Annotated in this window: 17 protein-coding genes; 10 read left to right on the plus strand and 7 right to left on the minus strand. The window is 71.7% G+C overall.

What is annotated here, in order from left to right; translation table 11 throughout:
* Positions 1 to 170: 170 nt before the first annotated feature.
* A complete protein-coding gene (locus CJZ98_RS09010) occupies positions 171 to 431 on the plus strand; it encodes a fatty acid desaturase family protein (protein WP_232756349.1) in 261 nt (86 codons plus the stop codon).
* A 131-nt stretch (positions 432 to 562) separates the two neighbouring features.
* On the opposite strand, the gene CJZ98_RS09015 is transcribed toward CJZ98_RS09010, so the two are convergent.
* The gene (locus CJZ98_RS09015) at positions 563 to 1,108 is read right to left on the minus strand and encodes a 1,2-dihydroxy-3-keto-5-methylthiopentene dioxygenase (protein ID WP_094590553.1); all 546 of its coding nucleotides are present in this window, start codon (positions 1,106 to 1,108) and stop codon (positions 563 to 565) included.
* A gap of 167 nt (positions 1,109 to 1,275) precedes the next feature.
* Between CJZ98_RS09015 and CJZ98_RS09020 the strand changes: the two genes are divergently transcribed.
* Positions 1,276 to 2,001: a precorrin-2 C(20)-methyltransferase gene (locus tag CJZ98_RS09020; RefSeq protein ID WP_094590650.1), complete on the plus strand. Its 726-nt coding sequence runs from the start codon at positions 1,276 to 1,278 to the stop codon at positions 1,999 to 2,001.
* A 79-nt stretch (positions 2,002 to 2,080) separates the two neighbouring features.
* Complete coding sequence (locus tag CJZ98_RS09025) at positions 2,081 to 2,746, plus strand: DUF4079 family protein (protein ID WP_094590555.1); 666 nt, start codon at positions 2,081 to 2,083, stop codon at positions 2,744 to 2,746.
* Positions 2,747 to 2,765: 19 nt separating this feature from the next.
* On the opposite strand, the gene dusB is transcribed toward CJZ98_RS09025, so the two are convergent.
* Positions 2,766 to 3,851, minus strand: a complete 1,086-nt coding sequence (gene dusB / locus CJZ98_RS09030) for a tRNA dihydrouridine synthase DusB (RefSeq protein WP_094590557.1) — start codon at positions 3,849 to 3,851, stop codon at positions 2,766 to 2,768.
* A gap of 39 nt (positions 3,852 to 3,890) precedes the next feature.
* Here dusB and CJZ98_RS09035 point away from each other — a divergent pair, with 39 nt between their 5' ends.
* The 7 genes from CJZ98_RS09035 to proC all read left to right on the plus strand — a co-directional run bounded on the left by CJZ98_RS09035 (position 3,891) and on the right by proC (position 9,378).
* On the plus strand, positions 3,891 to 4,361 hold the full coding sequence (locus tag CJZ98_RS09035) for a DUF1823 family protein (RefSeq protein WP_094590559.1): 471 nt from the start codon (positions 3,891 to 3,893) through the stop codon (positions 4,359 to 4,361).
* Between the two features lie 66 nt (positions 4,362 to 4,427).
* Complete coding sequence (gene der, locus CJZ98_RS09040; protein WP_094590561.1) at positions 4,428 to 5,792, plus strand: ribosome biogenesis GTPase Der; 1,365 nt, start codon at positions 4,428 to 4,430, stop codon at positions 5,790 to 5,792.
* 31 nt (positions 5,793 to 5,823) lie between these two features.
* Positions 5,824 to 6,768, plus strand: a complete 945-nt coding sequence (locus CJZ98_RS09045) for an energy-coupling factor transporter transmembrane component T family protein (protein WP_094590563.1) — start codon at positions 5,824 to 5,826, stop codon at positions 6,766 to 6,768.
* Positions 6,769 to 6,792: 24 nt separating this feature from the next.
* Positions 6,793 to 7,059 (plus strand): PipX family protein, encoded by a 267-nt coding sequence (locus tag CJZ98_RS09050; RefSeq protein WP_094590565.1) that lies wholly within the window; start codon positions 6,793 to 6,795, stop codon positions 7,057 to 7,059.
* 110 nt (positions 7,060 to 7,169) lie between these two features.
* On the plus strand, positions 7,170 to 7,811 hold the full coding sequence (locus tag CJZ98_RS09055) for a YggS family pyridoxal phosphate-dependent enzyme (RefSeq protein ID WP_261348141.1): 642 nt from the start codon (positions 7,170 to 7,172) through the stop codon (positions 7,809 to 7,811).
* A gap of 42 nt (positions 7,812 to 7,853) precedes the next feature.
* Entirely contained in the window at positions 7,854 to 8,423 is a 570-nt protein-coding gene (locus CJZ98_RS09060; protein WP_094590569.1) for a cell division protein SepF, read from the plus strand.
* 133 nt (positions 8,424 to 8,556) lie between these two features.
* Positions 8,557 to 9,378: a pyrroline-5-carboxylate reductase gene (gene proC, locus CJZ98_RS09065; protein ID WP_094590571.1), complete on the plus strand. Its 822-nt coding sequence runs from the start codon at positions 8,557 to 8,559 to the stop codon at positions 9,376 to 9,378.
* A 9-nt stretch (positions 9,379 to 9,387) separates the two neighbouring features.
* Here the strand turns inward: proC and plsY are convergent, their stop codons facing one another.
* From plsY to CJZ98_RS09090, 5 genes are all read right to left on the minus strand, one after another.
* Positions 9,388 to 10,053 carry a glycerol-3-phosphate 1-O-acyltransferase PlsY gene (gene plsY / locus CJZ98_RS09070; RefSeq protein WP_094590573.1) on the minus strand — a complete coding sequence of 222 codons (666 nt, stop codon included), beginning with the start codon at positions 10,051 to 10,053 and terminating at the stop codon, positions 9,388 to 9,390.
* Positions 10,050 to 11,066, minus strand: a complete 1,017-nt coding sequence (locus CJZ98_RS09075) for a DUF3086 domain-containing protein (protein ID WP_094590575.1) — start codon at positions 11,064 to 11,066, stop codon at positions 10,050 to 10,052. The genes plsY and CJZ98_RS09075 overlap by 4 nt, the downstream gene beginning before the upstream one ends.
* The gene (locus tag CJZ98_RS09080) at positions 11,063 to 11,458 is read right to left on the minus strand and encodes a DUF3119 family protein (RefSeq protein WP_094590577.1); all 396 of its coding nucleotides are present in this window, start codon (positions 11,456 to 11,458) and stop codon (positions 11,063 to 11,065) included. The genes CJZ98_RS09075 and CJZ98_RS09080 overlap by 4 nt, the downstream gene beginning before the upstream one ends.
* Before the next feature lie 158 nt (positions 11,459 to 11,616).
* The gene (locus CJZ98_RS09085; RefSeq protein WP_094590579.1) at positions 11,617 to 12,399 is read right to left on the minus strand and encodes an MlaE family ABC transporter permease; all 783 of its coding nucleotides are present in this window, start codon (positions 12,397 to 12,399) and stop codon (positions 11,617 to 11,619) included.
* Positions 12,396 to 13,883: an MFS transporter gene (locus CJZ98_RS09090; RefSeq protein WP_390625509.1), complete on the minus strand. Its 1,488-nt coding sequence runs from the start codon at positions 13,881 to 13,883 to the stop codon at positions 12,396 to 12,398. Before CJZ98_RS09090 ends, CJZ98_RS09085 begins: the two co-directional genes overlap by 4 nt.
* Positions 13,884 to 13,940 lie beyond the last annotated feature (57 nt).

Consider the following 13,940-nt stretch of genomic DNA (forward strand, 5'->3'; position numbering starts at 1 on the left):
GCTGTGTGCCTGGTGCGTTTCATGGTCGAGTCCCCGGCCCAGTCTGGCCGGATGAGGACTCTCATTCACCCTGGACCGGTTTCCGGGGTCCACGTCACCAGCACACTGATGCCGACATTCCCCATTTCTCTTCCCGTGAATGGAATTGGGCCAAGGGTGCCCTGCAGACGGTGGATCGCCCCTACGGACCGCTGCTGAACCTGCTCCACCACGGCATCGGCTCAACCCATGTCTGCCATCACATCAACCCGGCAATCCCCCACTACAACGCCTGGCAGGGCACGGCTCTGCTCAGGCAGCGCTATCCAGAGCTGATGCGCTACGACCCCACCCCGATTCATCGGGCTCTGTGGCGGGTGGCCACGCGATGTGCCGTGGTGAGCCAGGTGGCTGAGGGTGGAGGATTCTTCTATCAGCCGCTGTCGAGTTAGCGTCCTGGAGGCCGGGCCGCCAGGTTGATTCCAGTTGATTGTTGATCCCAGTTGATCCTTGAGCCCGGTGGATCCAGGCGGGCTCAAGGACGTCCGGTAACAGCGTTCAACTGGCCTTGGCGCTGTAGCGATCAGTCGAGTAGTGGAAAGCGCTCCGCGATGGGATCGCCCGTGAACTGGGCCACCCAGCCGGCGGGATTGTCAAAGAAGCGGATCGCGGTGAAGTTGGGGGCGCTGCCCATGTCGAACCAGTGCTTGGTCCCGGCTGGCACCTTCAGAAAGTCGTTGCGCTCGCACAGCACCTGCAGCACGTCCTCGCCGATGTGCAGGCAGAACAGGCCGCGGCCCTCCACGAAGAAGCGCACCTCGTCTTCGCTGTGGGTGTGCTCGGAGAGGAACTTCTGGCGCAGGGCCTCCCGGTCCGGGTGCTCGGGCCCCAGGCGGATCGCATCGACGGTGGGGTAGGTGCCGCTGGCCTGCACGCGGGCAATGGCGTCGGCGTAGGCCGCCAGGACCTGCTCGGGGGAGGCCGCGGCGGGGAGCGACTCGGCGGCCGGCCAGCGCTCGAAGCCGATGCCCCGCTCCGCCAGGGCCGCGGCGATGGTGACCGGGTCGCTGCTGGTGAGGCTGGGAACCGCCGGGCTGCCGCCGGCCGGGTAGATCGCCAGATGGCTCAAGGCATCGATGCCGTTGGGGCTCCAGCCTAGAAAGGGCCCCACTGGCTTGACCGCCCCTGGAGGCCTCCGCGTTGCCGCCGCTACAGCCCGCCGCCGCAGCCCCGCCGCTGCCGGGAGTCGATCTGGCGGGGGCCGAGCGGGGATCCGCACAGCCCGGCGTGGTGCTCGTGGGGGTGGGCCCCGGTGATCCGGAGCTGCTCACGGTGGCGGCGGTGCGCGCGATCGCCACCGCCACGTTGGTGGCCTATCCGGTGGCACGCCCCGATGCCGAGGGCATGGCCGCCCGGATCGCCGCCCCCTGGATCCGGCCGCACCAGCGGCGCCTGCCTTTGGTGTTTCCGATGGTGAGCGAGGCGGAGCCCCGCCGCCTGGCCTGGCATGCCGCCGCCGCTGCCCTGGCCGCGGCGGTGGCGGCTGGCGAGGCGGTGGTGCTGCTGTGCGAGGGCGATGCCTCGCTGTATGCCAGTGCCTCCTATGCCCTGCTGGCCCTGGCCGAGCGCCATCCGGCCTGTCCGGTGCGGGTGATTCCTGGGATCACGGCGGTGGCGGCGGCGGCGGCGGCCGCATCCGGTCAGGGCCTGCCCTGGCCCCTGGCCCTCCAGCAGGACGCCCTGCTGATCCGCCCCACACCCGAGGCCCCTGACGAGCTGGAGGCCCTGCTGCAGCGGGCCCGCCGCGAGGCCACCGTGCTGGCCCTGCTCAAGCTCGGCCACCGCTGGAGCTGGGTGCGGCCCCTGCTGGAGGCCGCCGGCCTGCTGGAGGCCGCCCTGTTCGCCCAGCGGGTGGGCTGGCCCGACCAGCTGCTGGCGCCGGCCGCTGCGGTGCCAGCCGAGGAGCAGCCCTACTTTTCGCTGCTGCTGATCCGCCAGGGTTGGCCCCAGGTGCTGCCCTGATCGGCGGCGCCCCAGGCCGCCTGGCCCGCCGCAGCCCGCCCGGGCCTCTCCCCTCCCCGTTTGCCCTGTCGCCGGCCCCATGCCCCTGACCCCGCCCGCCCTCAGTCCGCTCGCCTGGGCCGCCCTGCTGCACCCGGTGCTGGTGATCCTGTTCGTGTATCCGGTGGTGGGCGCCACGATCCGGCTGGGGATCCTGGTGCGCGAGCAGCGCCTGGGCATCACCCAGCAGCCGGCCCTGGTGCCGGTGGAGCACGCCGACCATGGCCGCTCGGTCACCACCGGGGTGGTGGTGGCGGTACTGATCGCCCTGCTCTGGTGCTTTGCGTCGGCCTGGCTCGATCCGCTGCGGGGGCTGGCGGGCGGCCCGCTGCGGCCGTTGCAGCTGGCCCTGGTGGCGGCGGCGGCCCTGGCCAGCTGCCTGCTGCTCTGGCGGGTCAGGCATCCGGCCCTGCGGGCCGGCTTCGGTCTGCTGGCCTGGGCCGCCCTGCTCAGCCTGGGGACGCAACCGGAGATTCCCCGCCTCAGCGACAACCCCTTCCAGGGAGACTTCTGGCGCTCCCACGGCTGGAGCGGTCTGCTGCTGAGCGGCCTGCTGCTGTTCGCCATGGCGGCCAAGCCCGAAATCCAGGCCTCGCCGCGGATGCGCCGTCTGCACGTGGCGCTGGCCTTCCTCGTAGCGCTGTTGCTGGCGGTGCAGGCCATCACGGGCGGCCGCGATCTGCTGGCCCTCGGCCTGGCTGGCTAGGGGCTCGCCCCCGGGCCCCTCAGCCTCGGGCGACGAGCTCCGCCTCGGCCCGCTGCAGCAGCGCCAGCGCCTCAGCCGGGGTGGGGGCCCGCATCAGGGCATGGCGCAGCTGGGGCGCGCCGGTGAAGCCCTGGCAGGTCCAGCCCATGTGCTTGCGGGCGATCAGCAGGCCGTGGTCGCCCTTGGCGGCCACCAGCGCCTGCAACTGCTCGGCCGCCAGCTGCAGGCGCTCCCGGGCGCCGGGGGTGGGGGGCACGGCCCGGCCGCTGAGGGCCGCATCGATCTGGCCCACCAGCCAGGGGGCGCCCATGCTGCCCCGGCCCACCATCACCCCGTCGGCGCCGGTGCGCTCCAGGCAGCGGCGGGCCTGCTCGGGGCTGGTCACATCGCCGTTGGCAATCACGGGGATGGCCAGGCTCCGCTTCACCGCGGCGATGGCCTCCCAGTCTGCTTCGCCCTTGAAGCCCTGTTCGCGGGTGCGGCCGTGCAGGGTGAGGGCCTGGGCGCCGGCGTTCTGCAGGCTGATGGCGAAGGCCGCGGCCGTGGCCCCCAGGTTGATGTCACCGGAGCTGCCGCACCAGCCCAGCCGCGTCTTGACCGTGACCGGAATCGCCACGGCCTCCGCCACCGCCGCCACGATCCGGGCCGCCAGCTCGGGCTCGCGGATCAGGCCGCTGCCGCCGCCCTTTCTGGCGATCTTGCGCACCGGGCAGCCCATGTTGATGTCGATCAGAAAGGCGCCGGCCGCCTCGGCCCGCCGGGCGGCATCCGCCATGGCGGCGGGGCGGTGATCGAACAGCTGCACCCCGATCGGCCCGCGTTCTTCCGTCAGCTCCTCCACCTTCTGGGTGCCGAAGCCCAACTCCAGGCTGGTGGCGTTCACCATCTCGGTGAACAGCAGGGCATCGGGTGCCCAGCGCCGCACCAGGCCCCGGAAGATCCGATCGCTCACCCCCGCCAGCGGCGACTGCAGCACCCGGCAACGCAGCCGACGCGGCGTGCCTCGGCCCGGCAGCAGCAGGGCGTCGGGGAGGGCTGAGGCCGGGGAGGAGTCGTGGTCCGCCGCGGCGGTGGAGGTCGCAGCGGCGCTGGAGATCGTGGGCATTGTGGGGCCATTCTGGTGCACTCCAGGCCGCCCGCCCCCGTGACCGCCGCCGCCACCCCCGCCCCCTATCCCCTGAGCCGGGCGCTGCTGGAGGCGGTGCTGGCCGACCGCGTCAGCGATCGCTTCGTGGCTGAACTGATCTGGCCGCGCCTGGGTTACGCGCCCGATGGCTCCGGCACCTGGAGCGCGGGCCCGGCGACGGAGGCCGCCTGGCGGGAGTCCTTCCCGCTCGCCCCCCAGGTGATCGCCGAGCGGCCCGCCAGCGTGGCCCTCACCCGCTCGATTCCGAAGCCTCACAAGCAGCTGCTCAAAGAGCAGCTCGGCTTTGGCGGCTACCGCATCGGCGAGCTCTACCCGCGCCGCACCCGCCGCGCCACCGCCGTCAACTGGCTGCTGGCCCACCTGGCCGAGCGCGGCGAGTCCCTGCCGGATGTCGGTCCGCTGCCGCCGCTGCTGGAGCCGCCGGTGGATCCGGTGCGCGGCCACCCCGGCGACCTGCCGATCGCCTGAGGTCAGCGGCGCCGCTCTGTAGGGTCAAGTCAGGCAACCGTCGTTGACATAAGGAGATAAGCGGGTTTGGCGCTTCCTGTCGTCGCCATCATCGGGCGACCCAATGTGGGTAAATCCACCCTCGTGAACCGGCTCTGTCGCAGCCGCGAGGCCATCGTCCACGATGAGCCGGGGGTGACGCGCGATCGCACCTACCAGCAGGGCTACTGGCGCGATCGGGCCTTCCGCGTGGTCGATACCGGCGGCCTGGTGTTTGACGACGACAGCGAATTCCTGCCGGAGATCCGCGAGCAGGCCAACCTGGCCCTGGCCGAAGCCGCCGTGGCGGTGGTGATCGCCGATGGCCAGCAGGGCCTCACCGCCGCCGATGAGGCCATCGCCGAGTGGCTGCGGGGCCAGAAGGTGCCGGTGCTGCTGGCGGTCAACAAGTGCGAGTCGCCCGAGGCGGGCCTGGCCATGGCCGCCGAGTTCTGGGGCCTGGGGCTGGGTGAGCCCTATCCCGTGTCGGCGATTCACGGTGCCGGCACCGGCGATCTGCTCGACAAGCTGATCGACTACCTGCCCCCCACCGAGGAGCTGGAGAGCGAAGAGCCGATCCAGATGGCGATCATCGGCCGCCCCAACGTGGGCAAATCCAGCCTGCTCAACGCCGTGTGCGGCGAGAAGCGGGCCATCGTGAGTCCGATCCGCGGCACCACCCGCGACACGATCGACACCACGATCGAGCGGGAGGGCAAGCCCTGGAAGCTGATCGACACCGCCGGCATCCGCCGGCGCCGCTCGGTGAGCTACGGCCCCGAATACTTCGGCATCAACCGCAGCTTCAAGGCGATCGAGCGCAGCGATGTGTGCGTGCTGGTGATCGATGCCCTCGATGGCGTGACGGAGCAGGATCAGCGTCTGGCGGGCCGCATCGAGGAGGACGGCCGCGCCTGCGTGATCGTGGTGAACAAGTGGGACGCCATCGAGAAGGACAGCCACACGATGCCGGCGATGGAGAAGGAGCTGCGCTCCATGCTCTATTTCCTCGACTGGGCGCCGATGCTGTTCACCTCCGCCCTCACGGGTCAGCGGGTGGACAGCATCTTCGCCATCGCCGCGGTGGCCGTGGAGCAGCACCGCCGCCGGGTGAGCACCTCGGTGGTGAATGAGGTGCTGCGCGAGGCCGTGAGCTGGCGCTCGCCGCCCACCAGCCGCGGCGGCCGCCAGGGCCGCATCTACTACGGCACCCAGGTGGCGACCCGCCCCCCCAGCTTCACCCTGTTTGTGAACGATCCCAAGCTGTTCGGCGACACCTACCGCCGCTATGTGGAGCGTCAGATCCGCGAGGGTCTGGGTTTTGAGGGCTCGCCGCTCAAGCTGTTCTGGCGCGGCAAGCAGCAGCGCGACGCTGAGAAGGACCTGGCCCGCCAGCAGGCCAAGGGGCGCTGATCGGCCGCGCCTTCACGCAGGGAGCTCTCGGATGGATTGGCTGCGGCAACTTCCCATCGGCCAGTACGTCGATGGTGGCGAGGCCGGCGGGGCCAGCTGGCTGCGGCGCCTCGATCCGCGCTTGAAGCTGCTCTGGACCCTGGCCTTCCTGCTCACGCCGATCCTGGCCGGCCCCGCCTGGCGCCTGGCCCTGGTAGGCCTGCTGCTGCTGGTGACGGCCGCCAGCGGTCTGCCCTGGCGCCTGTGGCGCCGCAGCCTGCCGCTGCTGCTGGGCCTGGCGTTGCTGGTGGGCGGCCTGGCGGCCCTCTTGCCCGCCGGCGAAGTGGCCGCCGCCAGCCTGAGCCGCCCCCCCACCGAACTGCGGCTGGTGCCTGGGCCCGCTCTGGAGCCCCCGGCGCAACGCAGCGGCACCCCCTGGGAGCTGGTGCGCTGGGGGCCGCTACCGCTCGGGCCGGTGCCCCTGGGGCCCCTGGTGATCACGCGACGCTCGGCCGAGCTCGGCCTCAATGGCGCCACGCTGCTGATCACCGTGATCCACAGCGCCAACCTGCTGCTGCTCACCACCCCGCCGGAGGAGCTGGTCTGGGCCCTGGCCTGGGCGATCGCACCCTTGGGCCGGCTGGGGGCGCCGGTGGAGCGACTCGGCTTCACCCTGCTGCTGGCGCTGCGCTTCCTGCCCCTGGTGCAGGAGGAGTTCCAGAACCTGCTGCGCTCCCTGGCCACCCGGGCGGTCAACCTGCGGCGCCTGGGCTGGAAGCCCTCCCTGGCCCTGGTGCTGGCCCTGGGGGAGCGGCTGCTGGCCAACGTGCTGCTGCGGGCCGAACAGGGGGCCGAATCCCTGCTGGCCCGCGGCGGCCAATGGATTCCGCCGGCCCAGCTGCGCCAGCCGGGGCCCCGCTCCCGCCCGTTGCAGTTGGCCGGTGGGCTCGGGCTGCTGCTGCTGGTGGGACTGCGCTGGAGGTACGGTGCCCTCTGATTGGTGGGCATCCCTACAGACGACGTGAGCACGGAGCGCTACCTCAACCACCCCACCTTCGGGCTGCTGTACCGGGTGGCCGAGGCCGGCACCGGCCGCGACCTGTTCGCCACCCTCTACGCCCAGCGCATCTTCTTCCTGGTGACGATCCAGGAGCGCGGCGCCCAGTTCGAGGTGATCCCGCTGATGGATGCCCGCCACCTGGCCGAGCAGAACCTGGCCCGGGCCCGGCGCGAGGGCCCCGAGGTGCATGCCCGCTGGCGCCAGCTCTTCGACCAGACCTTCATCTGAGCCCCGGGGCCGTGTCCGACGCCACGCCCGACCCCCGGCCCGAGGCCAGGTCCGTCTCTGCCCCTGGGCCCGGCGTTCCCCCGGCAGATCCCGCTGGGGAGGTGGCTGGGCTGGTCGATCGTCTGGCGGAGCTGCGCCGCCGGCTGCCCCCCCAGGCCCGGCTCCTGGCGGTGAGCAAGGGCCATCCCGCCGAGCGGCTGCGGGTCGCGGCGGCCCTGGGCCAGCGCAGCTTCGGCGAGAGCCGGCTCCAGGAGGCGATCCCCAAGCAGGAAGCCCTGGCCGATCTGCCCGACCTCGACTGGCACTTCATCGGCCGCCTCCAGGCCAACAAGGCCCGGGGGGTGCTGCGCCACTTCAGCACGATCCACTCGGTGGACAGCCTGGAGCTGGCGGAGCGCCTGGCCCGCATCGCCGCGGAGGAGGGGCTCCAGCCGGCGATCTTCCTCCAGGTGAAACTGCGCCCCGATCCAGGGAAGACCGGCCTCTCAGTCGAGCAGCTGCGGGCGATCTGGCCCCGGGTTCAGGCCCTGCCGGCCCTGCGGCCCGTGGGCCTGATGACCATCGCCCCCCTGGACCTGGCGCTGGAGCTGCGAGGCGGCCTGTTTGCGGAGTGTGCGGCCCTGGCGGCGGAGCTGGGGCTGGGCGAGCTGTCGATGGGGATGAGCGGCGACTGGCCCGAGGCGGTGGCGGCCGGCAGCACCTGGGTCCGGATCGGTTCTGGCCTGTTCGGGCCAAAAGGTTGCCAGCGCTGACGTGGGACGCTATTCAGGTTGAGAGCCACAGAGGATTCCAAGGTGTCGTTGTTCTCCCGCCTGCGTGCCGTCGTTTCCGGAGACGACTACCTGGATGGTGACTACGACGACGAGCTGGACTACGGCAACGACGAGCTGCCCGACGGCTCGGCTCCGGCCGCCACGAGTCGCAGCAACGCCCTGGCCCTCAGCAGCGACTTCAGCGTCGGTGACGACCCCTTCGCCGGCACCAACGTGATCGGCATGCCCGGCCTCGCCGCCGCCGCCGCCGAGGTGACCCTGATGGAGCCCCGCAGCTTCGATGAGATGCCGCGGGCGATCCAGGCCCTGCGCGAGCGCAAGACCGTGATCCTCAACCTCACGATGATGGAGCCGGATCAAGCCCAGCGCGCCGTGGATTTCGTGGCCGGTGGCACCTTCGCTATCGACGGCCACCAGGAGCGGGTGGGCGAGAGCATCTTCCTGTTCGCCCCCAGCTGTGTGACCGTGACCACGGCTGCCGGCGACGAGGCCTCCTCCCCCACGATCGTGGCCCGCGAGGTCGCCCAGGAGCAGGAAGCGGCCCCCAGCCCCGCCTGGGGTCGTACCGACTTCGGGGCTAGCGTCGGCTGACCCCAGCCCCGCCCCCGATGGGGTGTCTGCCTTGAGCGCGGTTTCCCCTTCCCAGCCAAGCCCCGCAGATCAGCCCATCCCCTGGGAACGCGCAGAGGCAGACCCCCAGCACTCGGCGCCCGAACGCTTCGGGGTGATCGGCCTGGGCCGCATGGCCCAGGCTTTGTTGTGGCCGCTGATCGACGCTGGCCTTGTGCCACTGGTCTCGGTGCGGGCGGCCGTGGGCACGGCCGCCTCGGCGGAGCGGCTGGCGGCGGGGCATCCCGGCCTGGCGGTGGGTACCGACCCCGGCGAGGCCTGGCGGGCGCCGGTGCTGCTGCTGGCGGTGAAGCCCCAGCTCCTGGATACCGTGGCGGCGAGCGTCCCCATGGACGGGCTCCGCGATCCAGGACCCGCCGCCACGGGGGCCACCGCCACTCCGAAACCCCTGCTGATCTCCGTGCTGGCGGGCGTGACCCTGGCGCGGCTCCAGCGCCTGTTCCCTGGTCATCGGGTGGTGAGGGCCGTGCCCAATACCCCCTGCCTGGTGCGTGCCGGCCTGACCGGCCTGGCCTGGGGCGAGGGCATTGAGCCGGCAACCCGCGCCTGGGTGGGCCAGCTGTTTGCCCAGGTGGGGGAGGTGCTGGAGCTGCCCGAGCCCCAGCTCGACGGCTTCCTGGCCCTCACGTCCTCAGGGCCGGCCTTTGTGGCCCTGGTGGCCGAGGCGATGGCCGATGGCGCCGTCGCGGCCGGTCTGCCACGGGCGCTGGCCCATCACCTGGCCCACCGCACCCTGGCGGGCACTGCGGCCCTGCTGCACGGGCAGGAGCTGCATCCAGGCCAGCTCAAGGACATGGTGACCAGCCCCGCCGGCACCACCATCGCCGGGATCCGCCAGCTGGAGAGCAGGGGTGTGCGCTCCGCCCTGATCGAGGCGGTGCTGGCGGCGGCGGAGCGCAGTCGGGAGCTGGCCTGAGACGGCTGCTCAGCCGGGGTCCGTTTCGGCCTTGGGTTGCCCCAGCCTGGGCTCGGTGCCGGCCAGCAGCCGCTCGATGTTGCTGCGGTGGCGCCACACCACCAGCACGGTGGTGAGCAGGGCCAGCGCCAGGTAGGCGGGGCGCAGGCCCGTGCCGGCGCTGGCGAAGGAGCCGAGCATCAGCAGCGGCAGGCTCAGGGCCGCCACCACGCTCGATAGCGACACGATCCGACTGAGGCTCAGGGTCGTGAGGAAGATCCCGAAGCAGGCCAGGCCCACGGCCGGCACCAGGCCCAGCAGCATGCCCAGGCCCGTGGCCACCGCCTTGCCACCCTTGCCGCCCAGCCAGATCGGCCAGCTGTGGCCGGCCAGGGCCGCCAGGCCGGCAGCCACCACGCCCGCGTCCAGGGTCCAGTTGCCCGTGCCGAGGGGCGTCCCGAGCGGCTCCAGCAGCAGCATCGCCAGCCGCACCGCCGCCGTGCCCTTGAGCACGTCCACCAGGAACACCACCAGGGCCGGGCCCTTGCCGAACTGGCGCAACACGTTGGTGGCGCCTGTGGAGCCGGAGCCGAGGCTGCGGATGTCCACGCCGCGCAACCAGCGGCCCGCCAGGTAGCCGCTGGGGATCGAGCCGAGCAGGTAGCCCAAGGCGAGGGCGAGCAGGGTCAGGGTCACAGAAGGTCGTCCTCCAGGGCGAAGTCGTCGGGGCCGGGGGCGAACGCCAGCCAGACGGGGAACTGCAGCACCGCCACATCCACCACCTGCTCGGCCGCGTCCACCACGATGAAGGGCAGCTCGCCCCGCTCCTCCAGCCGGTCGGCCCGCTCGATCAGGGCATCGGCCCGCTCGAACAGCACGATGCCGCTGTTGGGGCCGAAGTCCTCCCGGCTCAGGCCCAGGCAGTCCTGCAAGCCGCGCCGCCATTCCCCCAGCCGCTCGGGCCGCCCCGCCAGCACCAGGGTCTGGAAGCGCTTGCCGTAGAGCTCGCCGAGGATGGCGATGGCCGCGGCTGCCACCAGGGCATTGCGGTTACGGCTGCCGGTGCTGGGCTGGGCGCCGCGGCCCCCTTGGGCCAGGAACCAGCCGTCCAGCAGGGCCGCGGCCGAGGGCTCCAGGCTGCGGCGCAGCTTCCAGGGGTCGGCGTAGAAGTCCGGCGGGCCCTGGAAGGCGGCCAGGCGGTCTTGGATCAGGGCCTCGTCCTGGCTGAACAGGCCCGCGGCGGCCGGTGCGGCCTGGTTCGGATCGGGGGCGGCGGCGGCCTGGTCCAGTGGGGAGGGCTGCACCACCAGGGGCTGCACCACCAGCTCCATCTGTTCGGCCGCGCTGGCCAGATCCTGCAGGGCCCCCACCAGGTAGTCCTGGAAGCCTTTGAGCCGGCGGGCGATGGCGTCGGACTGGCCGAAGAAGCTGCTGCCCAGCTCGCGCTGCAGCTGCTCGCGGCGCCCCTCAAGCTCACTGATCTCCCGCAGCAGGGCGCCCCGGCGGGTCTGCAGCTCGCCCAGGGCCAGCTCCAGCAGCTGCTCCTGGGGCCCTCCGGCCGTGGCGCCAGCCGGGGGCTGCTCGACGCCAGGCTGGGGAGCCGGAGCCGGAGCCGTGGCCCGGTCGGTGTCGCGCTCTGGGGTGGGCTCCGTGACGGGCTCCAGGGCCGGCGTGGCGTCCGGGGGCGTGGCGATCGCGTCGTCGCTCATGGCAGGGCGCTCAGTCGTTGGGTGAGCTGCGCGCGCAAGGTGGTGGCATCAAACAGCACGGGCAACAGGTGGATGCTGCGCTGTTCACGGAAATAGAACAGCACCGGTAGCGGCCCCCAGAACAGCTTCCAGCCCAGCCACTCGACGTAGGGGAAGCGGCGCAGCAGGCTCTGCTGGCGCCACACCAGCAGGGCATCCTCGCTGAACTGCAGCCGCAGCAGCTGGCTCTGCAGGAGCAGGAACAGGCCGAACAGGCTCACCAGCAAAGCCAGCCAGGGCACGCCGCCCGCGCGGGGGCCCACGGGCAGGAGGGCCAGGCCGAGAACTACCACCCCCAGGGGCACCCACACCCTCGGCGCCAGGGTGACGCCCAGCTCCGGGTCGAAGCTCATGTCATCTCCGGTCACAGCGCCGCTCCCCTCTGGTGTTGGCATCGCGTTGTTGTCGGCATCGCAGGGTGGGATCGCAGGGGCTGGAAGCGCAGTACGCGTCAGGCTGCATTCTCAGTGACGGGACGTGCGGCGACGGGGCCCAGCGGCGTGGGTCGTGCTCAGTCGCCGAACAGCAGCTGGGTCAGCACCACGTCCACCAGCGACACGGTCACCAGAATCATCACCACGGCGCCGGTGGTGCTGGTCCCCACCTCCTTGGGACCACCCTTGGTGGTGAGGCCCCAGCCGCAGGAGATCACGGCGATCTGCAGCCCGAAGACCACCGCCTTGATCAGCATCGAGGGCAGGTCGGAGGGATCGAGCCAGGTGCGCACCGAGTTCCAGAACACCGAGGGCGGGATTCCGTAGAGGGCCGTGCTGCTGACCTGTCCCGACCAGACCGCCACCCAGAAGAACAGCAGGCACTGGATCGGTGTCATCAGCACCATCGCCAGCAGCCGCGGCACCACCAGATACTCCACGGGGTCGGTGCGCAGCATCGTGATCGCGTCGATCTGCTCGGTGACCTTCATGGTTCCGAGCTGGGCGGCATAGGCCGTGGCCACCTTGCCGGTGATCAGGGTGGCGGTGAGGATCGGCGCGATCTCCCGGGCCAGGCCGATCGCCAGGATGCCGCCCACGGTAGAGCCTGCGCCCTGCTTGGAGAGCTCGGCCGCCACCTGGATGTTGAACACGGTGCCGGCGGCCAGGGCCGTGATCAGCACGATCAGGACGCTGCCCGGGCCGGCCTCATGCAGCTGCTCGATCAGGTCGTTGAAGCCGATGCGGCCCCGGGCGATCGCGGCCACGGCCTGGCCGCCGATCAGGGCGCTGCTGCCGAGGCGCCGCAGCCAGCGCGGCCGCAGCCAGGCGGGAGTGGGGACGCTGGAGGAGCGGCTCATCCGTCCACTCCGATCGGCTGACCATTCCCCTGGCTGGCATCGCTCCCATCCGGCCCGCTGGTCGCGAGGCTGCGCTGGGGCCAGCGGCGCACCACCAGCAGCCCCAGCAGCACCAGCACCGCCGGGATGATGCCCATGCAGAGCCGAATCGCCACCAGGGCGCTGTCCGGCTGAATGGCGTTGCGGGCGGCCTGGTAGCCGCTCAGGCTCATCAGGTTGCCGAAGAAGAACAGGGCGAAGCTGATGCAGATCTTCTGGCTCAGCACCATCCAGGCGCTGTACTGGCCCGCCGGCTTTTCGGGATCGGCGTCGATCGCATCGGGCAGAAGGGCCCAGGGGATGAGGTAGGCCGTGGAGGCCCCGACCCCCGCCGTGATGATGGTGGCCAGCAGCAGCAGCAGCCGGGCCAGGTTGATCGCCGAGCCGGTGGGGAGGATGGCGGCATCGAGGGCCGGCAGCACCATCGCCAGCAGGCAGGCGGCAATCCAGAGTGCGCCGCCTGTGTGCAGGGCCTGGAGCCGGCCACGGCGGTGGGCGACCCCATTCCAGAGCCACAGTCCACCCAGGGTGCTGACCATGAACGGCAGCAGGATCCAGTTGCTCCAGCCCTCGGGCACGTGCATCACCACCGGCAGGTAGATCAGCGCCGCGGTCTGCATGATCTGCAGGGCGCACCAGAGCAGCAGGTAGAGCCCCAGCACCTTGAGGAAGCGGCGGTTGCGGCTCACTCGCCGCAGCAGCCTGCGCGTGGTTCCCGTCTCACTCACCGGGCGCTGGCAGTGGCGGGCGGCCGGGGCCAGGCCCCAGCCGCAGAGCAGGGTGGAGGCGGAGATGATCAGCCCCGTGGCGATCCCCACCTGGAAGTAGCTGGCGGGGTTGTGATGGTCGCGCAGCAGCAGGCCGCCCAGCACGGTGCCGACCAGGCTGGCGATGATCGAGCCGGTGAAGCGGGCCGTGTTGAGCCGGGTCCGCAGCGACACATCGGTGGTCAGCTCCGCCGCCAGGGCCGCATAGGGCAGGTTGACGCAGGTGTAGAGGCTGTTCGCCACCACGGAGATCAGCACGAACACCGTGAACTTCATCCAGGGCCCGCCCGGTGGCAGCCACCACATGAAGGCCATGGCGACGCCCAGGGGCATGGCGCTCCAGATGATCCAGGGCAGCCGTGGGCCCGAGCGGCTCTGGGTCTTGTCGCTCAGCCAGCCGACGATCGGGTCGTTGATGGCATCCCAGAGTCGCGCCACCATCAGCACCAGACCCGCCATCCAGGCGGGCAGGCCGGCGGCGGCCGTGTAGAAGATGAAGAGATAGAAGCCGATCAGGGCAGCTGCCATCCCCGTGCCGGCATCGCCGAGGCCGTAGGCCCAGAGCAGGCGTCGCCGGGCGCTGCCGCGCAGCTCAGAGGCGTCGCTGACGGGTCTGAGCTGCGCGGCAGCGGGCTCCGTCGGGGTGCCGGACCGGGAGTCGGTGGAGCTCGTCGCCAACGCTGCAACCCGAACGCAGGTCATAATGCTGCAGCCGGCCGCTTCCGCAGGGGCTGG

Source organism: Vulcanococcus limneticus LL, from assembly GCF_002252705.1.
In the GTDB taxonomy this organism is placed as follows: domain Bacteria; phylum Cyanobacteriota; class Cyanobacteriia; order PCC-6307; family Cyanobiaceae; genus Vulcanococcus; species Vulcanococcus limneticus.